Origin of the sequence: Gluconacetobacter brunescens (assembly GCF_048695475.1) — a bacterium.
Taxonomy (GTDB): Bacteria; Pseudomonadota; Alphaproteobacteria; order Acetobacterales; family Acetobacteraceae; genus Gluconacetobacter.
This window is the reverse complement of the sequence record NZ_JBLHEN010000003.1, coordinates 269372-293828: the sequence shown is the minus strand read 5'-3', so window position 1 is coordinate 293828 and position 24457 is coordinate 269372. Positions and strand designations below refer to the sequence as shown.

Annotated in this window: 22 protein-coding genes; 18 read left to right on the top strand and 4 right to left on the bottom strand. The window is 66.4% G+C overall.

What is annotated here, in order from left to right; all coding sequences use genetic code 11:
* Nucleotides 1–140: 140 nt before the first annotated feature.
* A complete protein-coding gene (locus ACMAUO_RS19470; RefSeq protein WP_420358554.1) occupies nucleotides 141–635 on the top strand; it encodes a hypothetical protein in 495 nt (164 codons plus the stop codon).
* A gap of 49 nt (nucleotides 636–684) precedes the next feature.
* On the opposite strand, the gene ACMAUO_RS19465 is transcribed toward ACMAUO_RS19470, so the two are convergent.
* The 4 genes from ACMAUO_RS19465 to ACMAUO_RS19450 all read right to left on the bottom strand — a co-directional run bounded on the left by ACMAUO_RS19465 (nucleotide 685) and on the right by ACMAUO_RS19450 (nucleotide 2773).
* Complete coding sequence (locus tag ACMAUO_RS19465; RefSeq protein ID WP_420358553.1) at nucleotides 685–1089, bottom strand: hypothetical protein; 405 nt, start codon at nucleotides 1087–1089, stop codon at nucleotides 685–687.
* Nucleotides 1090–1146: 57 nt separating this feature from the next.
* Nucleotides 1147–1437 carry a hypothetical protein gene (locus ACMAUO_RS19460; protein ID WP_420358552.1) on the bottom strand — a complete coding sequence of 97 codons (291 nt, stop codon included), beginning with the start codon at nucleotides 1435–1437 and terminating at the stop codon, nucleotides 1147–1149.
* Nucleotides 1438–1759: 322 nt separating this feature from the next.
* Nucleotides 1760–2599: a hypothetical protein gene (locus ACMAUO_RS19455; RefSeq protein WP_420358551.1), complete on the bottom strand. Its 840-nt coding sequence runs from the start codon at nucleotides 2597–2599 to the stop codon at nucleotides 1760–1762.
* 12 nt (nucleotides 2600–2611) lie between these two features.
* Complete coding sequence (locus ACMAUO_RS19450; RefSeq protein WP_420358550.1) at nucleotides 2612–2773, bottom strand: hypothetical protein; 162 nt, start codon at nucleotides 2771–2773, stop codon at nucleotides 2612–2614.
* Nucleotides 2774–3059: 286 nt separating this feature from the next.
* Between ACMAUO_RS19450 and ACMAUO_RS19445 the strand changes: the two genes are divergently transcribed.
* From ACMAUO_RS19445 to ACMAUO_RS19365, 17 genes are all read left to right on the top strand, one after another.
* Nucleotides 3060–3566 carry a YciE/YciF ferroxidase family protein gene (locus tag ACMAUO_RS19445; protein WP_420358549.1) on the top strand — a complete coding sequence of 169 codons (507 nt, stop codon included), beginning with the start codon at nucleotides 3060–3062 and terminating at the stop codon, nucleotides 3564–3566.
* Nucleotides 3567–3894: 328 nt separating this feature from the next.
* Entirely contained in the window at nucleotides 3895–7065 is a 3171-nt protein-coding gene (locus ACMAUO_RS19440; RefSeq protein ID WP_420358548.1) for an efflux RND transporter permease subunit, read from the top strand.
* Nucleotides 7058–8245, top strand: a complete 1188-nt coding sequence (locus ACMAUO_RS19435) for an efflux RND transporter periplasmic adaptor subunit (protein WP_420358547.1) — start codon at nucleotides 7058–7060, stop codon at nucleotides 8243–8245. Before ACMAUO_RS19440 ends, ACMAUO_RS19435 begins: the two co-directional genes overlap by 8 nt.
* 28 nt (nucleotides 8246–8273) lie before the next feature.
* Nucleotides 8274–9692, top strand: coding sequence for an efflux transporter outer membrane subunit (locus tag ACMAUO_RS19430; protein WP_420358546.1), 1419 nt, complete (start codon nucleotides 8274–8276; stop codon nucleotides 9690–9692).
* A 260-nt stretch (nucleotides 9693–9952) separates the two neighbouring features.
* Entirely contained in the window at nucleotides 9953–10357 is a 405-nt protein-coding gene (locus ACMAUO_RS19425) for an NADH-quinone oxidoreductase subunit A (RefSeq protein ID WP_420358545.1), read from the top strand.
* A gap of 2 nt (nucleotides 10358–10359) precedes the next feature.
* A complete protein-coding gene (locus tag ACMAUO_RS19420; RefSeq protein WP_420358544.1) occupies nucleotides 10360–11001 on the top strand; it encodes an NADH-quinone oxidoreductase subunit B in 642 nt (213 codons plus the stop codon).
* Nucleotides 11002–11013: 12 nt separating this feature from the next.
* Complete coding sequence (nuoC, locus tag ACMAUO_RS19415) at nucleotides 11014–12795, top strand: NADH-quinone oxidoreductase subunit C/D (RefSeq protein WP_420358543.1); 1782 nt, start codon at nucleotides 11014–11016, stop codon at nucleotides 12793–12795.
* The gene (nuoE, locus tag ACMAUO_RS19410; protein ID WP_420358542.1) at nucleotides 12782–13276 is read left to right on the top strand and encodes an NADH-quinone oxidoreductase subunit NuoE; all 495 of its coding nucleotides are present in this window, start codon (nucleotides 12782–12784) and stop codon (nucleotides 13274–13276) included. The genes nuoC and nuoE overlap by 14 nt, the downstream gene beginning before the upstream one ends.
* A complete protein-coding gene (gene nuoF / locus ACMAUO_RS19405; protein ID WP_420358541.1) occupies nucleotides 13273–14568 on the top strand; it encodes an NADH-quinone oxidoreductase subunit NuoF in 1296 nt (431 codons plus the stop codon). Before nuoE ends, nuoF begins: the two co-directional genes overlap by 4 nt.
* Before the next feature lie 13 nt (nucleotides 14569–14581).
* Entirely contained in the window at nucleotides 14582–17287 is a 2706-nt protein-coding gene (gene nuoG / locus ACMAUO_RS19400) for an NADH-quinone oxidoreductase subunit NuoG (RefSeq protein ID WP_420358540.1), read from the top strand.
* Nucleotides 17284–18240: an NADH-quinone oxidoreductase subunit NuoH gene (nuoH, locus tag ACMAUO_RS19395; RefSeq protein ID WP_420358539.1), complete on the top strand. Its 957-nt coding sequence runs from the start codon at nucleotides 17284–17286 to the stop codon at nucleotides 18238–18240. The genes nuoG and nuoH overlap by 4 nt, the downstream gene beginning before the upstream one ends.
* 23 nt (nucleotides 18241–18263) lie before the next feature.
* Entirely contained in the window at nucleotides 18264–18776 is a 513-nt protein-coding gene (gene nuoI / locus ACMAUO_RS19390; protein ID WP_182972844.1) for an NADH-quinone oxidoreductase subunit NuoI, read from the top strand.
* Between the two features lie 16 nt (nucleotides 18777–18792).
* Nucleotides 18793–19314, top strand: a complete 522-nt coding sequence (gene nuoJ / locus ACMAUO_RS19385) for an NADH-quinone oxidoreductase subunit J (protein WP_420358538.1) — start codon at nucleotides 18793–18795, stop codon at nucleotides 19312–19314.
* Between the two features lies 1 nt (nucleotide 19315).
* Nucleotides 19316–19627 carry an NADH-quinone oxidoreductase subunit NuoK gene (gene nuoK, locus ACMAUO_RS19380; protein ID WP_420358537.1) on the top strand — a complete coding sequence of 104 codons (312 nt, stop codon included), beginning with the start codon at nucleotides 19316–19318 and terminating at the stop codon, nucleotides 19625–19627.
* A 4-nt stretch (nucleotides 19628–19631) separates the two neighbouring features.
* A complete protein-coding gene (gene nuoL / locus ACMAUO_RS19375) occupies nucleotides 19632–21482 on the top strand; it encodes an NADH-quinone oxidoreductase subunit L (protein WP_420358536.1) in 1851 nt (616 codons plus the stop codon).
* Nucleotides 21479–22978, top strand: a complete 1500-nt coding sequence (locus ACMAUO_RS19370; protein WP_420358535.1) for a complex I subunit 4 family protein — start codon at nucleotides 21479–21481, stop codon at nucleotides 22976–22978. The genes nuoL and ACMAUO_RS19370 overlap by 4 nt, the downstream gene beginning before the upstream one ends.
* Complete coding sequence (locus ACMAUO_RS19365; RefSeq protein ID WP_420358534.1) at nucleotides 22975–24435, top strand: NADH-quinone oxidoreductase subunit N; 1461 nt, start codon at nucleotides 22975–22977, stop codon at nucleotides 24433–24435. Before ACMAUO_RS19370 ends, ACMAUO_RS19365 begins: the two co-directional genes overlap by 4 nt.
* Nucleotides 24436–24457 lie beyond the last annotated feature (22 nt).

Genomic DNA, 24457 nt, shown 5'->3' with positions numbered 1-24457 from the left:
ATCCCCGACTGCGTTGCAGTCTCACGCCCGCTCCGAACAGGCCCCGAGCGCAATGGTGGGCGGAAACCGCCAACGGTCCCCACCGGCAATTCATCACGCACCCCATGATGCGGATTTCCCCAACAAGGTCGGGTTAAAAGATGTCGATCACATACGACGGTATATTGAAGAAAGTTTCGCGCGCCGCCTTCGGCACCGCGAGCATCATGCTGATGGTCCTGTCCATAGGGCTCATCTTTTACGGCGTATTCAACTTGTTCTTCACACTGCTGACATCCTGGCACGAGGGGCGGGACGCACTGCTTCTTGCCATAAGCTACGTCGTTATCGCCATCGCCGTTTTCGACGTGGCAAAATATTTCATGGAAGAAGAAGTCATTCAGAGTCGTGCCAAGGTATCGCCTCTCGAAGCGCGCCTGAGCCTCACAAAATTCATCACCACGATCATCATCGCGGTTTTCATCGAGGGCCTGGTCGCGGTTTTCGAGGTGAGCCGGGAGCACATACAGCAAATCTTCTATCCCATCGGACTCCTGGTGACGGCAACGGTCGTCGTGCTGTCCCTGGCGGTCTACCAACGTATCAGCGTGGATACCGAAAACCAGGAATCACGCGCCATCGTCCGTCCGAAGTGAAGGTGCCCTTCCGGGGCGGGTCATCGAATCCCGGCTTCACCGAGGAGTTTCACCGGGGAGTATCGCCGGTTGGCGGAGCATGACCCAGGCGCTTCGTCGCCTCTTCATGCGACATCGGCACCATTTTGCAATCCGTCTTGCCGGCGCATGGCGCACGCGGGGTCGGCGAAACCTGATCCCGCTTGAGCTGCGGCCAGTCAGACAGTTTTTCCGAAGGCGGAACCTTCTTGTCCTTCTGTAAATATCCACCGGTGGATGGTGGCTTCAGCGCCGAAGGCGAAGAGGGCGTCGATGGCGCCGCAGATGATTCCTGAGCCGAAGCGGACCCCATTGCGACGCTCCCGAGGACAAGACATGCGGCGGCCAGCACGATCAAGCCGGATTGAAGCGGCGATCCTGTCGGGCCGCCCCTCACAGTACGCGCTTGCTGGAAGCGATCTCGAATGTCGTTCATTTGCATCCTCCTTCCTACAGCCCGGTTATCGGCGGTTTTTCCAATCTAAAAACGTCTTTATGGCTGAGGAGAATCTCCGTTTTTCATCCGGGCATCTCGCTTTGCCTTATCCTTTCGTTCCTCCTCCTGGCGCTTCTGGGCTGCGCTCGTGCTTTTTTCTTCGGCGCTTTTCTGCTCGTTCTTGCCGTTCGACTGTTTTTTGGCATTTTCGACGGTCTGGTGGGCGGACCCACTCACTTCATCCTCCTGCATCCTCGCAAGAGGCGTCTGTCCTGAAGGCGCCACCGTCTGCGCATAGGCGCCCGAGGAAAAAAGAAGGCAAAGCCCGATTGCAAAAATTCTCTTCATGAAAACCCCCATATATTCAATGTGATTTTATATCTCTATCAAACGAGCTATGCCGCCATCCGTGCCATCCACATGGCAAGGAACAACCGCGCTCTTTACGGGATTCCCCCGTCGATAATGATGTCTTGTCCTGCCGGATCCGACGGGTCGATCAGGAAAACCGTCCGATAACTGCCGCTGTTGAATCAACAACGATGTGCCGCTTCGGCAGTTCCGGCCGCATGTCGGAGAGAGGGCACATGGCAGTAAAGGCAGACATGCATTGGCAGGCAGCCCCGCCTGTCTCTACTCGGTGAGAGACCCTGCGCTTCAAATGCTTCCTTCAGAACGCATCTCTCTGCCCCCCGCCGATCGCCCCAGCGACAGAGGCGATGAATGCCCCGACAAGCATGGAGAAAAACGTATAAAGCGCAAAGGAAGAGGCAGCCTTACGGGCAAGGTCCGCAATATGCTTGGCCTCTGCCACAGCCTGGGTCTCGGTAGAGATCGCCAGATCGACCCGCTTTCCAGCCTCCTCGGGTGAAATACCGGTGCGGGCTGCCACCAACTGGGCAAGATAATCATGGTCCGCCGGCGTGACCTGGCCGGTCGCGGCGGTGGCCAGGATCCGCCCCGCTTCGGATTTCACGTCACGACCGGGGGCCGAAGCGTCCGGCTGGGCAGTCCGGAACAGCGTATCGAGCATATAATCGCCCGGATCCGAAGCATGGCTGGAAGCCCCCGCCCCCACGCCCGCCATCATCGTCGCGGCGCTTTTCCCCACACCCCCGGCCGCCGACCATGCAGCCGAGCCCACCAGGCCGACCACAAGCACCGCCGCGATCGCCCAGGCGACGAAACCAGCCGCCGTATCGCGAAACATGATTTCCCGACCGTCGACATCCATCGCAGCCGGGCGCAACCGGCCCGCAAGATACCCACCGAAGAATGAGGAAATCCATTGCACCACGACCAGCCAGATCGCAGTCACCACGGTAAACGTCATCCCCGACGGGTTATTGTCGGAAACCGGCGAAACCCAGGCCAGGCCAAGGCCGGACCCGAGCGACATGAGCATGATCGCCACCGCCGTCGCGACGATGGCACCACCGAGAACGGCTGGCCAAGATATCCCGGCATCCGGTGATATCACGGCCACATCATCCGTCATGAGAGGGGACATGGCAGACGCTCCTCAATGATAGAACAGAAGAAGGAGAATGATGATCGGAATCGGAATGCCAAGGAGCCAGAGCAGAATCGGCATGACGAGATCCTCCTGTTGGGTTTCCCTCCCCAACGTGCCCGGCTCCCCGAAGTTTGCTCTCCAGACCACCTGGTCAATGGATTCCGGCATCGCTTTCCATCCATTTCCGCATGGATGCATCAGCAGAAATTTCGAATGGTCCGCAACCCTCCGGGCACAGGCGCGTAGGGTCAGACATGCCTCCCGACGGGGGAGCTGCCATGATTGACGGCGCTCTCGAGGCGGTCCCGGCGGATGAGACTCCGCCTCCGGAAGCGATCGACCGGCATCTCGCGCACACCGCACCGTTTTACCCGAGACGCAGGCCGGCCGGCGCTCCAGCGGATGACATTGACCGAGGCTCCGCGCACCCCCTTGAAACGGAAAGGACTGGATCATGGCTACCCAGAAGAAGACGCTGTCCGATGCGTTCTACGAGACGTTGAAGGACATTTATTTTGCCGAAAAGCAGATCCTGAAGGCCCTCAAGAGATCAGTTCGCGCCGCCCAGGCGCCGGATCTCAAGAAGGCGTTCGAAACCCACGCCACCGAAACCGCCCATCATGTCGAGCGGCTGAATGAAGTGTTCGGGCTGATCGGCAAGGCGCCGCGCAGCAAAACCTGCGAGGCGACGCAGGGTATCCTGGCCGAAATGGAAGAGGACCTCGAAACATTCGGCACCACCGAGGCGGCGGACGCGGTCCTGATCGGCTGCGCCCAATCCATCGAGCATTACGAAATCTCCCGCTACGGCACGCTCAAGGCATGGGCCGCTACGCTCGGGCTCACCGAAGCGGAAGAATTGCTGGCCGAGACGCTCGAAGAGGAGAAGCGGACCGACGCCCTCCTCACCGAAATCGCCGAGCGCGAGAGCAATCCGGAGGCGGCCCTCCAGCCGACATAACGCGACCTGCCCGCGAAACCTTCCATTCCTTGCCCCCAATGAAGGGGAAAAGGGATGGAAGGCGCGCCGCATGCGCCACCAAAACGCTAAAATTCATCCTGATCGCTCGTATGTGACAAACCTCCGATCCCTGCCGGCGGCTATACACCCATTGATGGGCAGCCATGCCCGCACGCGAAGGCTCCACACCCCGGATCATGGAAAGATGCCGCTTGATGCACCACCGGAGGCGTAACGGACGGCACGGCGCCCGAAGAAGACCGCCGACGGAGATGCCGCTCAGCGGGGCATTCCCACCGGATCGGCCACAAGCCAGCACCACCCGCTCATGAACGCCATCGTCCGGCTGGCGCTCGCACGGCCCTACACGTTCGTGGTCATGGCGATCCTGATCGTGATCGCCGGCGTGCTGTCGGCCATCCGCACGCCCAAGGACATCTTCCCCAATATCAGCATCCCGGTGGTCGCGGTCGCGTGGACCTATACCAACCTCTCGCCGCAGGACATGTCGGGCCGCATCCAGCTTCCCTTCCAGCGCGCGCTGACAACGACGGTCAACGATATCGAGCATATCGAGGGCCAGGCGCTGACCGGAATCGGAATCACCAAGGTCTTCTTCCAGCCCGGCGCCGATGTCCGCCTCGCCAACGCGCAGGTCACCGCCATCGCGCAGACGCTGCTGCGCCAGCTTCCACTCGGCACGACCCCACCGCTGATCCTCAACTACAACGCCTCCACCGTGCCGATCCTCCAGCTCGGCCTGTCGGGCACGGGGCTGACCGAACAGCAGCTCTATGATTTCGGCTTCAATTTCATCCGCACCCGGCTGGTGATGGTGCCCGGCGCCGCCATCCCCTTCCCCAATGGCGGACGGGTGCGGCAGATCCAGATGGATCTCAACCCCAGCCAGTTGCAGGCGCGCGGCGTCTCCGGCCTCGACGTCGCCAATGCCCTGTCCATCCAGACCCAGATCACCCCCGCCGGCTTCGTCAAAATCGGCGAATACCAGTATAATCTCCGGCTCAACAACGCCCCGCTATCCGTCGAACAGCTCAACACGCTGCCGATCAAGACGGTGAACGGCGCCGTCGTCCGCATCCGCGACGTGGCCCATGTGCGCGACGGCTCGCTGCCGCAGCAGAACATCGTCCATGTCGACGGCCAGCGCTCGGCCCTGCTGACGGTGCTGAAATCAGGCGAGACTTCCACCATCGCCATCGTACAGGGCATCCGCGACACGATCCCCGACGCCAGGCGCGGCCTGCCGCAACAGCTTCAGATTACGCCGGTCAACGACCAGTCGCTGTTCGTCAAGGCCGCCGTCAGCGGCGTGCTGCGCGAGGGCGCGATCGCGGCGGGGCTGACCAGCCTGATGATCCTGCTCTTTCTCGGCTCGTGGCGCTCCACCCTGATCGTCGCCACGTCGATCCCGCTTTCGATCCTGGGCGCCGTCGCCCTTCTCTCCGCCCTGAGCCAGACCCTGAACGTCATGACGCTGGGCGGCCTGGCCCTGGCCGTCGGCATCCTGGTCGACGAAGCGACGGTGACCATCGAAAATATCGAGCGCCATCTGGAAATGGGCAAGGACGTGCATGCCGCCATCATCGACGGATCGGGCGAGATCATCGTTCCCGCCTTCCTGTCGCTGCTGTGCATCTGCATCGTCTCCGTGCCGATGTTCTACCTGCCGGGCGTCTCGGGCTTCCTCTTCGTGCCGATGGCCCTGTCGGTGATGTTCGCGATGACGATGTCCTTCATCCTCTCACGCACGCTGGTTCCCACCATGGCCATGTTCCTGCTGCGCCCCCACGGCCACGAAGACAAACCGGCCGGCGGCGTGTTCACCCGCTTCCAGCAAGGGTTCGAACGGCGCTTCGCCACCTTCCGCGAGCGATACGGCACGGTGCTGGAAGCCGTGCTGGCACATCGCGGCCGCTTCGTCGGCATCTTCCTCGGCTTCGCCGTCCTCAGCCTGGCCTTCATCCCCTTCCTCGGCCGCAATTTCTTCCCCCAGGTCGATGCGGGCGCGATGACGCTGCATGTGCGCGGCCCGGTCGGCATGCGGATCGAGGAAACCGCCGCCCTGTTCCTCGACGTCGAGAAAGCGATCCGCACGCGTATCCCGGCAAACGAGATCCTGTCGATCGCCGACATGATCGGCCTGCCGAACAGCGCCATCAACGTCTCCTACAGCGCCTCCGGCACCATCGGCCCCGAGGACGGCGACATCCTGATCGCCCTGAAAGAAAACCATCACGCCACCGAACGCTATATCCGCCGCCTGCGCGCCGAACTCCCCCGCCTGTTCCCGCAGGCGAGCTTCGCCTTCCTGCCGTCCGACATCACCAGCCAGATCCTCAATTTCGGCGCCCCCGCCCCGATCGACGTCCAGGTCAGCGGCCCGCACCCGGATGAAACCCGCCAGTTCGCAGAGCGGATATTACGCGAAATCCGCCACATCGACGGGCTGGTAGACGCCCGGATCCAGCAGCCCGCCAACTATCCCGAACTGCGTTTCGAGGTCGACCGCACCCGCATCAACCAGCTTGGCCTGACCGAGGGCGACGTCACCAGCAGCATCGCGACCTCCATCGCCGGCACCTCGCAGACCGCACCGCTCTACTGGCTGAACCCGCAGAACAATGTGACCTACCCGATCTCGGTCCAGATGCCGGAATATCGCATCGGCGCCCTGTCGGACGTGATCGGCCTGCCCGTCACAGGCACGGGCACGCAGGCAACCCGCCCCCAGGTGCTGGGCGCACTGGGCACGATCACGCGCGGCACGACATCGCCCGTCGAAGGGCAATACAACATCCGCCCGCTGATCGACGTCTTCGCCGGCAATGACGGCCGCGACCTCGGCGCCGTCGCGTCGGATGTACGAAGCGTGCTGGACCGGCTGGAGCACCAGCGCCCGGCAACGGTCACGGTCACGCTGCGCGGGCAGTACCAATCCATGAACACCGCCTTCACCGGCCTCGGCGCCGGGCTGATGGGCGCGATCGTGCTGATCTATCTGCTGATCGTCGTCAATTTCCAGAGCTGGACCGATCCATGCATCATCATCCTCGCCTTGCCGGCGGCGCTGGCGGGGATCTGCTGGATGCTGTTCGCCACCGGCACACCGCTGTCGGTCCCGGCCCTCACCGGCGCGATCATGTGCATGGGGGTGGCCACCGCCAATTCCATCCTCGTCATCGCCTTCTGCCGCGAGCAGCTCGACGAACATGGCGATGCGCTGAAAGCCGCTCTGGCAGCCGGCAAGACCCGCCTGCGGCCCGTGCTGATGACCGCGCTTGCCATGGTCATCGGCATGCTGCCCATGGCGCTGGGCTTCGGCGAGGGCGGCGAGCAGAACGCCCCGCTCGGTCGCGCCGTCGTCGGCGGCCTGGTCTTCGCCACCTGTGCCTCGCTGTTCTTCGTGCCGACCCTGTTCGCGATCATCTACGAACGACGGGCTCGGCCGGCCACGCAGGGAGCCTCGGCCCATGCCTGACCCGGCACCAACGGCGATACAGCACGACCGGCCCCACCCCCGGCTCGGCCGCTTCGTCCTGATCGCGGGCGCGGCCTTCGCGCTGGTCCTGGTGGCCGGCACGCTTTTACGCCTCCACGCCCGCCACCAGCTTCATGCGTCAACACAGGCCGCCGCAATCCCGACCGTAAGCATTGTCCACCCAGGCGGCATGGCAACGGACAGGCTGGTCCTGCCCGGCCGGTTGCAGGCCTGGTACAGCGCGCCAGTCTACGCACGGACCAACGGCTATCTCCGGCGCTGGTACGTCGATATCGGGCAGAAGGTACAGGAGGGTCAATTACTGGCGGAGATCGACACACCGGACGTCGACCAGCAGCTCGCCGCCGCCCGCGCCGCGCTGGCAACCCGCACCGCCCAACGCGACCTCGCCGGAATCACCACCCGCCGCTGGGACCGCCTCAACGCGCAGAACGCGGTCTCGCAGCAGGAAACCGACGAGCGACGGGGCAATTTCGCCGCCAGCGAAGCCACGCGCCACGAGGCCGCGGCAGAGGTGGAGCGGCTGCAAACCCTGTCGGGCTTCAAACATATCATGGCGCCGTTCACCGGCGTCGTCACCAGCCGCGCCACCGACATCGGCGCGCTGATCGTCGCCGGCACCTCGGCGGCGCAGCCTCTGTTCACCGTCTCCGATGTCGCCCGGCTGCGGCTCTATGTCAGCGTTCCCCAGGCCTATGCCGCAAGAATGCAGGACGGCATGGTGGTCGCGTTCACGGTGCCCGACTACCCCGGCCGAACCTTCCAGGCCCACCTCATCCATTCCTCGGACGCCGTCGATCCCCAGTCCGGCGCAATGCTGGTACAGCTTGTCTACAATAATGGCGAAAACCTGCTGAAACCGGGCGCCTATGCCCAGATCGCCTTCACCTTCCCCGGCACCGATCCGGGCAAAACCACCGATCTCGTCCGCGTGCCTGCCAGCAGCCTGCTGTTCCGGCGCGACGGCACAACCGTCGCCCTGATGGATTCCAGTCACCATGTCAAAATCCAGCCCATCGCCATCGTAACCGATTTCGGCACCGAACTCGCGGTCACGGGCCTGCCGCCGCAAAGCGCCGTCATCGACAATCCCAGGGACGATCTGCGCGACGGCGACGAGGTCAAACCGCAGGAACCGGAGCACCCGCATGGCGCCTGAGCGCCGACGTCCCTCCCGAAAAAGGGTAATGGGAACGACTGTCCCCTTCCGGGTGCAGGGGAGAGCCCTGCTTCTAACCCTCTCCCTGCTCTCCGGCTGCAACCTGGCCCCGGACTATCACAAGCCCGCGCCTCCCATCCTGCCCACCACCTTCAAGGAAACCGGCCCATGGACCCCGGCCCACCCGGCGGAGGCATCCGCGCGCCAAGACTGGTGGACGATCATGGCCGACGCCCGGCTGAACGACCTGGAAGCCCGGATCGAACATGGCAGCCCGCAACTCGCGGCAGCCGTCGCGCGATACGACCAGGCCCGCGCCCTGGTGCGACGCGCGCGCGCCGAATTCTTCCCCCAGATCGACGCCACCTCCAGCGCCGAGCGCGAACGGGCCGTCCTCCCCCAGACCGGCAATTATTTCGATTATCGCACATACGCGGCCGGCGGCACCGTCTCGTGGGAGCCCGATATCTGGGGCCGCATCCGCAACCTCGTCGCCGCCGCGCGATCCGACGCCCAGGCCAGCGCCGACGACCTCGCCGGCATGCGCCTCAGCCTGGAAGCCGAACTGGGCGAGGATTATTTCCAGTTACGCGGATTGGACGCCCGGATCGACGTGCTGCGGCGAACCGTCACCGCCTACCAGGCGGCACTGAACCTGACGACGACGCGCTTTACCGGTGGTGCCGCCAACGAACTCGATGTCGGCCGCGCCCGCACCCAACTGGCCTCCGCGCAATCCGCGCTGGACCAGCAGGTGGCCGATCGCGCCCTCACCGAACACGCCATCGCGGTGCTGATCGGCGAGGAACCTTCCCTGTTCTCGCTCCCGCCGGCCGGCGCCCTGGACCCGGTACCGGTCATTCCCACCACCGCCCCGTCTTCCCTCCTGCAACGCCGGCCGGATGTCGCCGCCGCCGAACGACGCATGGCGGCAGCCAACGCACGCATCGGCATCGCGCGGGCAGCTTTCTTCCCCGCCATCACCCTCGGCGCCTCGGGCGGATCGGCAACGACGACCGGCATGCTGCTCTCCGCCGGAACGGGCGTATGGGCACTCGGCCCGGCACTGGCCACACTGGCGGTCTTCGACGGCGGCCGGCGCTTCGCCGACCTGGCGGCCATGCACGCCGCCTATGCCGAAATGGCCGCGAATTACCGGCAAACATCCCTCACCGCCTTCCGCGAGGTCGAAGACCAGCTCGCCCTGCTGAACCACCTGGCCGACGCCTCCGCGCGACAGGAGGAAGCCGTTGCCGCCGCCGCCCGCACCAACCAGTTGGCGAGCATCCAGTATCGCGAAGGCGCGGTGGATTATCTTCAGGTCGTCATCGCCCAGACGGCAGAGCTTCAGGCACGTGAAGACATGATCACCATCGCCACCCGCCGCCTGGTGGCAGGGATCGACCTCGTGCGCGCCATGGGCGGCGGATGGCAGGCGAGCGGCTAGTCCGCAGGACCCCTCCAGCCTCGTTAAATAGCCGTTAAAGATCTCCCGCCCCGCAACCCGGTCTCCACGCCCCACGTTCAGCCGGGACCGAGAGGCTGTTCGAACAGTCCGCTGCAAAAAAACAACATACCGGCCGCAGCCTTCGCCGAGCATATCCCGACCCAGCCTTCATATTTTCAAGACAGCCCCTGAACGATCCGAACACCGGCGCACGCGGCGCCGCCACTCCCAGCAGCCGCGACAACCCGATGGTGTTGTCCATGTGTAGCTTCTGTGTGCTGCATCCTCTGATGCTTTATGCCATCGCCATCGCGGCCCTGCTGGCGGTGATGCTGGCCCTGGCATCCGTCACCGGCAACCGCCGGGTCGGGCCGGCCCGTGGCGCGTCGATGAACCTGCCGTTCGAATCCGGCATCCTGCCCGTGGGCTCGGCCCATTTGCGCCTGCCGGTGCAATATTACCTGGTCGCCGTGTTTTTCGTGATCTTCGATGCCGAGGCGGTCTTCCTGTTCTCATGGGCCACGGTGGTGCGGCAGACGGGATGGCAGGGCTACGCCGCGGTGCTTCTGTTCCTGGGCTTCCTGGCCATCGCACTGGCCTATCTGTGGCGCAGCGGGGGCCTGGAATGGGGCCCGACGCAACGACTGACCCGAAAGGTAACCTAGGCATGCGCTGGTCCCTGACATCGGCCACGGCCGCCCCGCCTCCCGCGCGACCGGAAAACCCGAGCGTGACCGAGACCATCCGGCGCAACCTGGTCATGGGCCGTTTGCAGGATTTCGTGTCCTGGGGCCAGAAGAACTCGATCTGGCCATTCAATTTCGGCCTGTCCTGCTGCTATGTCGAAATGGCGACCGCCTTCACCAGCAAATACGATATCGCCCGCTTCGGCTCCGAAGTGCTGCGCGCCACCCCGCGCGAGGCCGACCTGATCGTCATTTCCGGCACCGTATTCGTGAAAATGGCCCCGATCATCAAATATCTCTACGATCAGATGCTGGAGCCGCGCTGGGTCATCTCGATGGGCTCCTGCGCCAATTCGGGCGGCATGTACGATATCTACAGCGTGGTACAGGGCGTGGATTCCTTCCTGCCGGTCGATGTCTACGTGCCCGGCTGCCCACCCCGCCCCGACGCCCTGCTCGAAGGGTTGATGCTGTTGCAGAACGCCATCGGCACCCAGCGACGTCCCCTGAGCTGGATGGTCGGCCCCCAAGGCATCGAGCGCGTCACCCCGCCCAGCATGCGCGACGCCAAACGCGACGCGCGCCGCGCGGCACGCGACCTCCGCTCCCCCGATACGCTCTGAACGGAGACGACGATGATCCTGGCCACCCCACCCCGGCCGGCCGATCTTCGCGCGCCCGAAACCATGTTCGAACAGGTGGCCCGCGCCCCCACACCCGTGATCCTGGCCATCGAACCCACACGCGACGCGGTACCGACGGTCTGGATCGCAAGGCAGGACGTGCATGCAGCGCTCGCCCGCCTGAAACAGCCGGACACGGCACTCCGCATGCTTCTCGACCTCACGGTGATCGACGAGCGCGAACGCACCCATCGCGACAACCAGCCCGCATCCGCCTTCACCCTGGTCTATCACCTGCTCTCGTTCGCCGACGCCGGTGACGAATTGCGCGTGAAAGTTCCCCTGCCGGAAGACCGCCCGCACGCCCCTACCATCAGCGACCTGTGGCCGAACGCGAACTGGTATGAATGCGAGGCCTGGGACCTGTTCGGCATCGTCTTCGACGGCCACCCGTTCCTCCGCCGCATCCTGACGCCCCCCACATGGATCGGCCATCCCCTGCGCAAGGACCATTACGCCCGCGCCACCGAAATGCCGCCCTACAGCCTGACCGAGGACGAGGAAAAGCGCGAGCAGGAAGCCCTGCGCTTCGATCCCGGCCAGTGGGGCATGCACCGGCATTCGGCGAACACCGATTTCATGTTCCTCAATCTCGGCCCCAACCATCCCAGCGTGCACGGCGTCTTCCGCATCGTGCTGCAACTGGAGGGCGAGCGGATCGTCGACGCCGTGCCCGATATCGGCTTCCACCATCGCGGCGCCGAGAAGATGGGCGAGCGCCAGTCGTGGCACAGCTACATCCCCTACACCGATCGCGTCGATTACCTGGGCGGCGTGATGAACAATTTCCCCTATGTCATGGCGGTGGAAACCCTGGCCGGCATCCAGGTCCCGCCCCGCGCGCAGATGGTCCGCGTGATGCTGGCCGAACTGTTCCGCATCGCCAGCCACCTGGTGTTCTACGGCACCATGAGCCAGGACGTGGGCCAGCTTTCGCCCGTATTCTACATGTTCACCGACCGCGAACGGGTGTTCGAGATCATCGAAGCCATCTGCGGCTTTCGCATGCACCCGGCCTTCTTCCGCATCGGCGGCGTGGCGATGGATCTGCCCGTGGGCTGGGACAGCCTGATCCGCACATTCCTCGACTACTTGCCCAAACGCCTCGACGAATACGAGAAAATGGTGATGCGCAACGGCATTTTCCGCGCACGCACCAAGGGCGTGGGTGCCTACACGCTGCGCGAGGCGATCGAATGGGGCGTCACCGGCCCCGGCCTGCGCGCCTGCGGCCTGGAATGGGATTACCGCCGCCGCATGCCCTATGCCTGCTACGACCAGCTCGAATTCGATATCCCGACCGCCACAAACGGCGATTGCTACGACCGCGTGGTGGTGCATATCGCCGAAATCCGCCAGAGCCTGCGCATCATCCGCCAGTGCGTGGACAACATGCCGCCCGGCCCGATCAAGGCGGAGCACCCGCTCACCACCCCGCCGCCCAGGGCGCGGACGATGCACGACATCGAAACCCTGATCCACCATTTCCTGAACGTGAGCTGGGGCCCGGTCATTCCGCCCGGCGAGGCACGCGGCTGCGTCGAGGCCACCAAGGGGCTCAACCAGTATCACCTGATCAGCGACGGCGGCACCATGTCCTACCGCACCCGCATCCGCACCCCGTCCTTCCCGCATTTGCAGATGATCCCGCTGATCAGCCGCGGCGCCATGATCGCCGACCTGATCGCCATCATCGGCAGCATCGATTTCGTGATGGCCGATGTCGACCGCTGACGCCCCGCTTCCCCCCGACCTGCGGGCCCGGATCACCGACCTCGCGCGCGCCGAACATCGGCCCCGCGCGGCCGCGATCTCCGCCCTCACGATGGTGCAGGAGCATTTCGGCTGGGTCAGCGACGCCCATCTGGCCGAAGTGGCCACCCTGCTGGGCATGTCCCCTGCCGATCTCGACGGCATCGCCACCTATTTCAACCTGATCTTCCGCCGCCCGGTGGGGCGGCACGTCATCATGCTGTGCGACAGCATCTCCTGCTGGATCATGGGCCGCGACACGGTCTGCGCGCGCCTGCAAGCCCGGCTGGGCATCCGCCCGGGCGAAACCACACCGGACGGCGCGGTCACGCTGCTGCCCATCGTCTGCCTGGGCCATTGCGACCATGCGCCGGCCATGCTGGTGGACCGCACCCTGCATGGCGACCTCGACGCCGAAACAGCGGAACGGCTGGCCGACGGCCTGCGAGGGGCCGCACCATGAGCCCGTCCGAACGCCCCCTGACCGCCATGATCGGCCTCCCCGACGGCCCGCCCGATTGCGCCGCCTATGGCCGCGCCGGCGGCTGGCAGGCGGTGCGCCGCGCCCTGCGCGACATGACGCCCGACGCGGTCATCGACCTGGTCACGGCCTCGAAACTGCGCGGACGCGGCGGGGCCGGCTTCGGCACCGGCCAGAAATGGAGCTTCGTGCCCAAGGACCCCGCCGCCACCCGCCGCAAATACCTCATCGCCAACGCCGACGAGATGGAGCCCGGCACCTTCAAGGACCGCCTGCTCTTGGAAGGCAATCCGCTGCAACTGGTCGAAGGCATGATCGTCGCCGGCTACGCCATCCAGGCCAGCCACGGCGTCATCTTCCTGCGCGGCGAATACCACCTGGCGCTGGAGCGCCTGAACCACGCCATCGCGGAAGCGCATGAAGTCGGATGGCTGGGCGAGAACATCCTCGGCTCCGGCTTCGGGTTCGAGATCCACGTCCACGCCAGCGGCGGCCGCTATATCTGCGGCGAGGAAACCGCCCTGCTGACCGCGCTCGAAGGCCGCCGCGCCCAGCCGCGCAGCAAGCCCCCGTTCCCGCAGGTCGGCGGCCTGTGGGGCGCGCCCAGCGTCGTCAACAATGTCGAGACGCTTTGCAACCTGCCGCATATCGTCACCAACGGCGCGGCGTGGTTCCTCTCGCTCGGAATCGGCCCGGACAGCGGCACCAAGATCTACGGTGTCAGCGGTCGCGTGCGCCGCCCAGGCGCCTGGGAACTGCCGATGGGCACCCCCCTGCGCGAGATCATCGAGCACCATGCCGGCGGCATGCGCGACGGCTACCGACTGCGCGCGCTCCTGCCCGGCGGCGCCTCCACCGCCTTCCTCGACGCCGGGCAGATCGACGTGGCGATGGAGTACGGCGCGGTGGAAAAGGCCGGCAGCCGGCTGGGCACCGGCCTCGCCATCCTGCTGGACGACCGCACCTGCCCCATCGGCATGCTGCATAATCTGGAACATTTCTTCGCGCAGGAATCCTGCGGCTGGTGCACCCCCTGCCGCGACGGCCTGCCCTGGGTGGAACGCCTGCTCAACGCAATCGAGTCCGGCACCGGCGAGCCCGAGGATCTGGACCGCCTGCACGACCATGCCCGCATGCTCGGCCCGATGGGCCGCACCTTCTGCGCCCACGCCCCCGGCGCCATGGCCCCGCTGGCCAGCGGCCTGAAACTGTTCCGCGAGGAATTCGACGCCCACATCCGCCAGCGGCGCTGCCCGCTGCGCGAAACCGCATAGAAGGAACGGGACGATGGCGACGATCCTGATCGACGGCCGCGCCTGCCCCGCCCGCACGGACGAGAACCTGCTGCAAGCCTGCCTCGAAGCCGGCGCCGACCTCCCCTATTTCTGCTGGCATCCCGAACTCGGCTCGGTCGGCGCCTGCCGCCAGTGCGCCGTCAAGCAGTTCAGCGGCCCCGACGACAAGACCGGCCGCATCGTCATGGCCTGCATGACGCCCGTTACCGACGGCGCGATCCTGTCGATCGACGATCCCCAGGCACGGGAATTCCGTGCCGGCGTCGTCGAGTGGCTGATGACCAACCACCCGCATGACTGCCCCGTCTGTCCCGAAGGCGGCGAATGCCACCTGCAGGACATGACGGTGATGACCGGGCATGCCCGGCGCCGCTACCGCTTCACCAAGCGCACGCACCGCAACCAGGATCTGGGGCCGTTTATCAATCACGAAATGAACCGCTGCATCGGCTGCTATCGCTGCGTGCGCTTCTATCGCGACTATGCCGGCGGCGAGGACCTCGCAGCGTTCGGCGCCCACAACGACCTCTATTTCGGCCGCCACGAAGACGGCGCGCTGGAAAACGCCTTCAGCGGCAATCTGGTCGAAATCTGCCCCACCGGCGTCTTCACCGACAAACCCTTCTCGACGATCTACAGCCGCAAATGGGACATGCGCGGCGCCCCCTCCGTCTGCGCGCACTGCGCCGTCGGCTGCAACACCATCGTCAATGCGCGGCAGGGCACGGTGCGCCGGGTGATCAACCGCTATCACGACGCGGTCAACCGCTATTTCCTGTGCGATCGCGGGCGCTACGGCCACGGGTTCGCCACCACCCCCACCCGCCCGCGCGCGCCCACCATGCGCCAGGACGGCATCCCCGTTCCCGTCTCGATCGCGACCGCGCTTGAACGGTTCGCCGCCATGGCCGCCGACGGCCCGATCGTCGGCATCGGCTCGACACGCGCCTCCCTGGAATCCAATTTCGCCCTGCGCGCCCTCACAGGCGCCGCGCGGTTCTCAACCGGGCTGACACAGCCCGACCACGACCTGACCATGCTGGTCCCGGCCCTCCTGCGTACAACATCGGCGCGCAACCCCAGCCTGCACGACATGGAATCCGCCGACGCCGTGCTGGTCCTGGGCGAGGATGTCTGCGTCACCGCCCCACGCCTCGGCCTGGCCCTCCGCCAGACGCTGCGCCAGGCCGCCCACCCCTCCGCCGACGCGGCCAGGGTACCGCATTGGATGGATGCCGCCGTGCGCATGCTGGGGGCCGATGCCCCCTCGCCGCTGCTGGTGCTCACCCCCGCCCCCACCGACCTCGACCCGGTGGCAGCCACGACTCACCGCGCAGCCCCCGACACCCTCGCCCGCCTGGGCTTCGCCATCGCCCACCGGATCGACGCCACAGCGCCTGACGTACCGGACCTGTCGGAAACGGAAACCCGACTGGCGGACACGCTCGCCGCCGCCCTGTGCGCCGCCCGCCGCCCCCTGATCGTTGCCGGCCTGCAATACGCCAATGCCGCCCTGCTGCACGCCGCCGCGAACATCGCCACCGCCCTGCATACCGCCGGCACCGACCCGGCGCTGTCCCTCGTCATGCCTGACTGCAACAGCATGGGCATGGCACTCATGGGCGGCCTCCCGCTCGACGAGGTGCGCGCCATGGCCCGCGCCGGCCGCATCGGCACGCTGGTGGTGATGGAAAACGACCTGACCCGCCGGCTGGACGCCACAACCCTGCACGATCTCCTTTCCGCCGTCCGCCATCTGGTCGTCATCGACTATATCGCCATCCCCCTGGCACACCGGGCCGATCTGGAGCTGCCCGCCGCCGGCTTCGCCGAAAGCGGCGGCACGCTGGTCAGCACCGAGGGCCGCGCCCAGCGCTTCCTGCCGGCCATCCTCCCCGACATGCCGGTTCAGGAAAGCTGGCGCTGGGCCCAACACCTCGCCCACACAATGACCGACGCGGACGCTCCCCACTGGACGGACCTCGACCAGATCATCGCCGCCATGGCGCAGGACATCCCGGCCCTGTCGGCGGTGGGCAACGCCGCACCCGGCGCCGGATACCGTCTCGACGGCCGCAGGATCCGCAGCGAACCGGCAAGGATCAGCGGGCGCACGGCCGTACGGGCCGATATCAGCGTCCACGACCGCCCCCTGCCGCAATCGCCCGACACACCACTCTCGCCCTCGATGGAAGGCGCCTACGCCGCCGACATGCCGGGGGCGCTGGTGCCGTTCTACCAGGTTCCCGGCTGGAACTCCGTCCAGTCCCTCAACCGCTTCCAGCAGGAAATCGGCGGCCCGATGCGCGGCGGCGATGCCGGCGCCCGCCTGCTGGACGACAACGCCCCCCAGCTAACGCCCGACTGGCATCACGACATTCCCGCCCCCTTCAGCATCGGCCCAAACGACCTCCTGCTCCTACCCGAACACCGGCTGTTCGGCACCGAGGAACTCAGCGCCCTCTCCCCCCCCATCGCCGCGCGCGCGGCCCCGGCCTCCCTGCGCCTCGGCACCCTGCCGGCAGGACTGGAAGACGGCAGCATGGCCAGCATCACGCTGGCCGGCGAGCGGATCACCCTGCCCGTCCGCCACGATCCCGCTCTCCCCCCCGGCGTCGCCCTGTGCCCCCCACACCTGGCGGCACGCGCCTTCAACACCCCCATCCGCGTGCAACTCCATCGGGAAGACGCGCCATGACCGCCCCGATGCCGGTCATCATCGGCGTAACCCTCGCGGTGCTGCTGGGCCTGGCAACATTCCTGACATGGTTCGAACGACGGCTGCTGGGCCTGTGGCAGGACCGCTACGGCCCCAACCGCGTCGGGCCGGGCGGCATCCTCCAGGCCGTGGCGGACGGCATCAAGATCCTGTTCAAGCAAGACTGGATTCCCCCCTTTGCCGACCGGGGCGTGTTCGTGCTGGCACCGGCGATCGGCATGATGACGGTGCTGCTGTCCTTCGGCGTCGTGCCGGTCACGGCATTCTGGAGCATCGCCGGCAGCCTGAATGTCGGCCTGCTGTTCGTGCTGGCGATGATGGGCATGGGCGTCTACGGCGTGGTGCTGGCCGGCTGGGCCTCCAACAGCAAATATGCGCTGCTCGGCGGCATGCGCGCGGCCGCGCAGATGATCAGCTACGAAGTGTTCATGGGCCTGTCGGTGCTGGGCGTCGTGATGCAGGCAGGCTCGTTCACCATGCGCGACATCGTGCTGGCACAATCCGGCCTATGGTTCGTCGTGCCGCAGGCGCTCGGCTGCGCGGTGTTCACCCTGGCCGGCATCGCGGAGACGCACCGCCTGCCCTTTGACCTGCCGGAAGGCGAAAACGAACTCGGCGCCGGCTTTCACACCGAATATTCGGGCATGAAATTCGGCATGTTCTTCCTGGCCGAATATGCCGGGGTGGTCCTGATCTCGGCCTTGCTGGTCACGCTGTATCTGGGCGGCTGGCAGGGCCCGCTGCTGCCGCCCGCGTTGTGGTTCGCGCTCAAGACCGGCGCGCTGGTCTGCCTCTTCGTCCTGCTGCGCGCGGCCCTGCCCCGCCCGCGCTACGACCAGTTGATGGCCCTGGGCTGGAAGATCCTGCTGCCGCTGTCCCTGCTCAACATCGCCGCCACCGGCGCGATCCTGCTCCTGCACGCACCGGGATAGAAAAAGCCAGAGGAAGACATGCCATGTTCGGAATCCTGCGCACCCTCTGGCTGACCTTCCTGCATGCGGGCCACCGCCGCGTGACGGTGGGCTATCCCGAGCACAAGCCCCCCCTGCCGCCGCGCTATCGCGGCCGCATCATCCTCTCGCGCGACCCCGACGGCATGGAACGCTGCGTGGCCTGCAATCTGTGCGCCGTCGCCTGCCCGGTCGACTGCATCAGCCTGCAAAAGGCCGAGCAGGACGGCAGATGGTACCCCGATTATTTCCGCATCAATTTCTCCCGCTGCATCTTCTGCGGCATGTGCGAGGAAGCCTGCCCCACCTATGCCATCCAGCTCACGCCCGATTTCGAGATGAGCGAATATCTGCGGCCGAATCTGGTCTACGAAAAGGAAGACCTGCTGATCAGCGGAACGGGAAAATATCCCGACTACAGCTTCTTCCGCGTCGCGGGCGTGAAAATCCCCGGCAAGGACAAGGGCGAAGCCGAGCGTGAAGCGGCCCCGATCGACCTCCACACCCTGCTGCCATAGAGGGGAAAGAGGCACCATGTCGGAACTCCCCTTCATCCTGTTTTCGCTGGTCGCCGCCTGGTCGGCCATCATGGTCGTCACCCGCGACATCGCGGTGCATGCGCTGCTCTATCTGGTCGTGGTCCTGCTGTCGCTTGCCGGCGTGTTCTTCGCGCTGGGCGCGCCGTTCGCCGCGATGCTCGAAGTCATCATCTATGCCGGCGCCGTCATGGTGCTGTTCGTCTTCGCGGTCATGATGCTCAATCTGGGCCGGACCGACCGCGACCGCGAACGACACTGGATGGCTCCGGCGGTCTGGATCGGGCCGGCCCTCCTGTCGGGCCTCCTGCTCACCGCACTCTGCATCACGCTGCGCACCATCCCCTCCACGGCGGCTCCCGACACCATGACCCCGATCGGGCCAGAAGCGGTCGGACTCCTGCTCTACGGCCCCTACGTACTGAGCGTGGAACTGGCCTCCTTCCTGCTTCTCGCCGGCCTGGTCAGCGCCTTTCACATCGGCCGCAATATCCGCGGCACCGGCACGGGGGACGCATGACATGAGCGCCACGTCCCCCACTCACGCGCTGCTGCTGGCAGCCATCCTGTTCACGATCGGGATGCTGGGCGTGCTGGCCCGGCGCAACCTGCTGCTGATGCTGATGTCCATCGAGATCATGCTGAACGCGGCGGCCCTGGCCTTCATCGCCGCCGGCGCGCGCTGGCACGCGGCACAGGGGCAGATGATGTTCCTGATGATCCTGTCCCTCGCCGCCGCCGAAGCCGCCGTCGGTCTGGCCATCATCCTGCGTCTGCATTCCGCCGGCCGCCCGACGCTGGACGCCGATACCGGCAACCGACTGAAGGGATAAGGCCATGGACGCGCTGATGCTGCCGCTGATCGTCGCCAGCCCCCTTCTCGCGGCCGGAATCCTGTTCCTGTCGGCCGGCCGCATGCCCCCGCTCCCTGCCTGCGTGATCGGCGCCGGATCGGTCGGGCTCTCGGCCCTGATGGCGGCCGTGCTCGCCACCGGCTTCCTCCGGGCGCCCCCACCCACCGGCGCCCTGCACGCAACGCTGTGGTCCTGGATGCAGGTCGAAGGCTTCAGCACCCGGATCGCCTTCACGCTCGACCCGCTGTCACTCGTCATGATGCTGGTCGTCACCGGCGTCGGCTTCCTGATCCTGCTTTACGCCTGCGGCTACATGCACGACGACCCCGACATCGCACGGTTCTTCGGCAGCATGGCCCTCTTCGTCGCGGCAATGCTGGTCCTCGTCTTCTCGTCGGACCTGCTTTGTCTCTATATCGGCTGGGAAGGTGTGGGCATCTGCTCCTATCTGCTGATCGGCTTCTGGCATACCGACACCGCCAACGTCGTCGCCGCGCGCAAGGCCTTCATCGTTACCCGCATCGGCGATGCCGCCATGCTGTGCGGCCTGCTGCTGCTGGCCACGCGGGCCGGCACGCTGGATATCGCAGCACTTCTACACATCGCCACGATCCACCCGGCCGACCTGCAAGCGGAAATAGCCGCCTTCCTGCTGCTGGGTGGCGCCGTCGCCAAATCCGCGCAGGTCCCGCTCCAGACCTGGCTCCCCGACGCCATGGCCGGCCCCACCCCGGTCTCCGCCCTGATCCACGCCGCAACCATGGTAACCGCCGGCGTCTATCTGATCGCGCGGCTCCACCCCCTGTTCGCGTCAGTCCCGGCCGCGATGACGGCCGTCGCCCTGGTCGGCCTGGTCACGCTCCTGTTGGCCGCCGGCAGCGCGCTGGTGCAGACCGACATCAAGCGCATCCTCGCCTATTCCACCATGAGCCAGATCGGCTACATGTTCCTCGCCCTCGGCACGGGCGCGTGGCAGGCGGCGATCTTCCATCTGGTCACCCACGCCTTCTTCAAGGCCCTGCTCTTCATGGCTGCCGGCGCGATCATCCTGCGCGTCCATCACCGGCAGGATATCTACCAGATGGGCGGCCTCGCCCGCGCGATGCCGGGCGTGTTCGCCACCTTCCTGGCCGGCAGCGCGGCACTGGCCGGCCTGCCGCTGCTGACCGCCGGCTTCTACAGCAAGGAAATGATCCTCCAGGGCGCCTGGCACGCCAATCCCCTGCTCTGGGCCGGCGCCCTGCTCGGCGCCCTCGCAACCGCGATCTATATCTTCCGCTGCCTCTTCATCGTGTTTTTTGGAACCCGCCATACGGAGCCACACGGTCGCACGGGCGCCACAATGGCCATTCCACTCATCTGCCTCGCCGTGCTCGCGCTGACCGGCGGATGGATGGAAATGCCCGACGCCATCACCTCGGTGCATCTGCTGTCACACCTGCTCTCCCCCGTGTTCGGCGCACCGATGCCGGAAGGTCCATACTGGCTGCTGTGGGCTGGATCGCTGGTACCCCTCGCCGGCATCGCCGTGGCGTGGCTGCTCTGGCAACCACGCAAGCAGACGCGGACACCACCGGAAAATGCCCTCGCCCGCCTGGCCCGTGCCGGCTGGGATTTCGATGCGCTTTACGACGCCCTGATCGTCCGCCCGTTCACCACACTCGGCCACCTGAACCAGACCGACATCTGCGATCGCCTTTCCGACGCCACGGCGGCAACGGCGCGCGCCGGCGGCCGGATGCTCGGCCGCATGCAAAGCGGGCAGGTCCGCCGCTATGCCGGCTGGATCGCGGCGGGCACCGTCGTCGCCCTGTGCCTGGGAGCCCGGCCATGATCGCCCTTCCCGCCCTCGTCCTGCTGCCGGCGGCAGGCGGCCTCGCCGCCTGGCTGTCCGATCGAGGCCCCCAGGCACGGCATCGCCCATGGTGGGTCGCGATTACCACCATCCTCCTGCAAACGCTGCTGCTGCTCTACGTCACCTGCACCGCCGACTGGGGCCACGGCCCCTGGCTCGCCCATTTTTCCGCGCCCTGGATTCCGGCGCTGGGCATCGCCGCGCGCATGGACATGGACGGACTCAGCCTCGTGCTGCTGTGGCTGACGACCATCCTCTCCTTTCCCTGCGTGATCCTGTCAGCGCGCGACGTCGGCGAACGGCCGGGCCTGTTCCACCTGCTCCTTCTGGCGACGATCGCCGGGATCGACGGCGTCTTCCTGGCCACCGACCTGTTCCTGTTCTTCTTCTTCTGGGAGCTGATGCTGGTGCCGATGTATGTGCTGATCCTGCAATGGGGGCACGAGGACCGGCGCCGCGCCGCCATCAAGTTCTTCCTGTTCACGCAAGGCAGCGGCCTGCTGATGCTGGTGGCGATCCTCGGCCTCGTCATCCTGCACCAGCACGCCACCGGCATCGTGACCTTCGATTATTTCGCCCTGGCCGACACGCCGCTGATGCCGACCGCCGCCATGGTGCTGATGCTCGGCTTCTTCGTCGCCTTCGCGGTCAAGCTGCCGGTGGTGCCACTGCATGTCTGGCTGCCCGACACCCATACCCAGGCCCCCACCGCCGGCAGCGTGCTGCTGGCGGGCATCCTGCTGAAAACCGGCGGCTACGGGCTGATCCGCTTCGTCGTGCTGCTGTTTCCCGACGCGGCGGCCCGGTTCACGCCGGTCGCACTGGCCCTGGGCGCCGCCGGTATCCTGTACGGCGCCTGGCTGTCGCTGGCGCAGGACGACATCAAACGCCTGATCGCCTACAGCAGCGTCAGCCATCTGGGTTTCGTGCTGCTGGGCGTCTTTTCCGGCTCCCCCATGGGCATGCGCGGCGCGGTGGTGCAGATGGTCGCCCACGGGCTGAGCACCGGCGCCCTGTTCATCATCGCCGGGTCGCTGCAAGACCGCCTGCACACGCGCGACATGCGGCGCATGGGCGGCCTCTGGCAGGCCCTGCCGCATCTTTCCTCCGTCGGCCTGTTTTTCGCCATCGCCTCGCTCGGCCTGCCGGGCATGGGCAATTTCGTCGGCGAGTTCCTGGTCCTGCTCGCCACCTGGCGCATCAGCCCGCCGATCGCGATCCTCGGCGCCGCCGGGCTGGTGCTCTCGGCAGTCTATTCCCTCACCATGGTCGGCCGCGCCTTCCTCGGCCCGCCCCATGCAGGGCAGAGCACCGACCACGCGCCGCCGGCCGATTTCGGCGCCCGGCAGATGACGGTGCTGGGCCTCACCATGGTCCTTCTGCTGGTGCTGGGCACCTATCCCCAGCCGGTCCTGGACCTGTCGCTGCCGGCCTCCCCCCTTGCCATGCCGGAGATGGAGGCCCCCCACCCATGACCGCCCCGCTCCCGGGCCTGCCGCCATCGCTGCCGATCCTGGGCGGCGGCATCGCGCTGCTCATGCTGTCCATCGCCTGGCGCCGCTCGGAGACGCGCGCCATCCTCATTGCGCTGGCAACGCTCCTTCTGGCCTTCGCCAGCCTGTGGTCGCCCGCCCTCCCCTGGCCCGGCGACCCGACCGGCATCCTGCTCGTGCCCGATGGGTGGTTCGCCTATATCGCCGGCCTGATCCTGCTGTCCTCGGCCGCAAGCGTCATCATGGCATGGCGAGAGGCCGGCACCCCGGCCGACGAGTTCTACCTGCTGCTGCTGCTCGGCACGCTCGGTGCGCTGGTCATGGCCGGCAGCGCGGACATGGTGATCTTCTTCCTCGGGCTGGAGACACTGAGCCTGTCGCTGCTCGGCCTGATCGCCTACCACCGCACCCAGCCCACGGCCGACGAGGCAGCGATCAAATACCTGATCCTGGCCGGACTCTCCTCGGCGATCCTGCTGTTCGGCCTCGCCCTTTCCTACGCCGACAGCGGCAGCCTGCGCTTTGCCGCCCCCTCCCTGGCCGGCCCGGAAGGGCCGGCACTCCCCCTGGCGGCAACGGCACTCGTGCTGACCGGCCTGTTCTTCAAACTGTCCGCCGTTCCCTTTCACACCTGGCTCCCCGACGTCATGGAAGGCGCGCCGATACCGGTCGCGTCCTTCATCGCCGTCACCTCCAAGATCGCCCTGTTCGCGGCCCTCGCACGCTATTTCGCGGGCGCCGATCTGCTCCGGCCCGATGCAGCGGGCACGGAACTCGCCATCGTCGCCGTCCTGAGCATGTTCGGCGGCAACCTGCTGGCGCTCGGGCAGACCAACCTCAAGCGCCTGCTGGCCGGCTCCTCCATCGCCCATGTCGGCTACCTGCTGCTCGCCCTGCTGTCGCCGGGGCCGTTCGGCATGGCCAGCGCCGCCTTCTACCTGGCGGCCTACGCAGCCGCGACATCGGGCGCCTTCGCCGCCATGCGCGGCGCATCCGGCCTGTCCGACATTGCCGGGTGGCGCGGCATGTTCCGCCACCGGCCGGCCCTGGCGCTCGCCATGGCCGTCATGCTGATCTCGCTGGCGGGCATCCCCCCCGCCATCGGCTTCTTCGCCAAGACCTACATCGTCATCGCAGGTGTTTCAGCCCGGCGGGTCGTGCTGCTGGTCGCATTGGTCGCAAGCAGCATCATCGGGCTCTATTATTACCTCAACGTCGTGCGCGCGATGATGGAACCCCTGCCTGAGGATCACCGCCCGCTGCGCGGCACCCGGGCAAATGCCGTCCTGATCACCGCCCTGGCCATCGTTACCCTTCTGGCCGGCCTCTTTCCCGAAACACTCGTCCGGCAGACCCGCTCACTTCTGCAACCCCTGCCCATCCTGCGCGAGGCCAGCCTGCCGCCCGCCGCGCCTCACGACATCCTGTACAAGGAATAAGCCAATGCGGCACTCCAGCCCT

Bases quoted from the DNA above. Each gene is read 5' to 3' on its own strand.
- nuoF (WP_420358541.1), top strand. From the start codon at position 13,273: ATGAGCCCGTCCGAACGCCCCCTGACCGCCATGATCGGCCTCCCCGAC.
- ACMAUO_RS19430 (WP_420358546.1), top strand. From the start codon at position 8,274: ATGGGAACGACTGTCCCCTTCCGGGTGCAGGGGAGAGCCCTGCTTCTA.
- ACMAUO_RS19455 (WP_420358551.1), bottom strand. From the start codon at position 2,599: ATGTCCCCTCTCATGACGGATGATGTGGCCGTGATATCACCGGATGCC.
- nuoI (WP_182972844.1), top strand. From the start codon at position 18,264: ATGTTCGGAATCCTGCGCACCCTCTGGCTGACCTTCCTGCATGCGGGC.
- nuoC (WP_420358543.1), top strand. From the start codon at position 11,014: ATGATCCTGGCCACCCCACCCCGGCCGGCCGATCTTCGCGCGCCCGAA.
- nuoK (WP_420358537.1), top strand. From the start codon at position 19,316: ATGAGCGCCACGTCCCCCACTCACGCGCTGCTGCTGGCAGCCATCCTG.
- ACMAUO_RS19470 (WP_420358554.1), top strand. From the start codon at position 141: ATGTCGATCACATACGACGGTATATTGAAGAAAGTTTCGCGCGCCGCC.
- ACMAUO_RS19465 (WP_420358553.1), bottom strand. From the start codon at position 1,089: ATGAACGACATTCGAGATCGCTTCCAGCAAGCGCGTACTGTGAGGGGC.
- nuoH (WP_420358539.1), top strand. From the start codon at position 17,284: ATGACCGCCCCGATGCCGGTCATCATCGGCGTAACCCTCGCGGTGCTG.
- ACMAUO_RS19365 (WP_420358534.1), top strand. From the start codon at position 22,975: ATGACCGCCCCGCTCCCGGGCCTGCCGCCATCGCTGCCGATCCTGGGC.
- nuoJ (WP_420358538.1), top strand. From the start codon at position 18,793: ATGTCGGAACTCCCCTTCATCCTGTTTTCGCTGGTCGCCGCCTGGTCG.
- ACMAUO_RS19420 (WP_420358544.1), top strand. From the start codon at position 10,360: ATGCGCTGGTCCCTGACATCGGCCACGGCCGCCCCGCCTCCCGCGCGA.
- ACMAUO_RS19440 (WP_420358548.1), top strand. From the start codon at position 3,895: ATGAACGCCATCGTCCGGCTGGCGCTCGCACGGCCCTACACGTTCGTG.
- ACMAUO_RS19425 (WP_420358545.1), top strand. From the start codon at position 9,953: ATGTGTAGCTTCTGTGTGCTGCATCCTCTGATGCTTTATGCCATCGCC.
- nuoG (WP_420358540.1), top strand. From the start codon at position 14,582: ATGGCGACGATCCTGATCGACGGCCGCGCCTGCCCCGCCCGCACGGAC.
- ACMAUO_RS19460 (WP_420358552.1), bottom strand. From the start codon at position 1,437: ATGAAGAGAATTTTTGCAATCGGGCTTTGCCTTCTTTTTTCCTCGGGC.
- ACMAUO_RS19450 (WP_420358550.1), bottom strand. From the start codon at position 2,773: ATGCCGGAATCCATTGACCAGGTGGTCTGGAGAGCAAACTTCGGGGAG.
- nuoE (WP_420358542.1), top strand. From the start codon at position 12,782: ATGTCGACCGCTGACGCCCCGCTTCCCCCCGACCTGCGGGCCCGGATC.
- nuoL (WP_420358536.1), top strand. From the start codon at position 19,632: ATGGACGCGCTGATGCTGCCGCTGATCGTCGCCAGCCCCCTTCTCGCG.
- ACMAUO_RS19435 (WP_420358547.1), top strand. From the start codon at position 7,058: ATGCCTGACCCGGCACCAACGGCGATACAGCACGACCGGCCCCACCCC.
- ACMAUO_RS19445 (WP_420358549.1), top strand. From the start codon at position 3,060: ATGGCTACCCAGAAGAAGACGCTGTCCGATGCGTTCTACGAGACGTTG.
- ACMAUO_RS19370 (WP_420358535.1), top strand. From the start codon at position 21,479: ATGATCGCCCTTCCCGCCCTCGTCCTGCTGCCGGCGGCAGGCGGCCTC.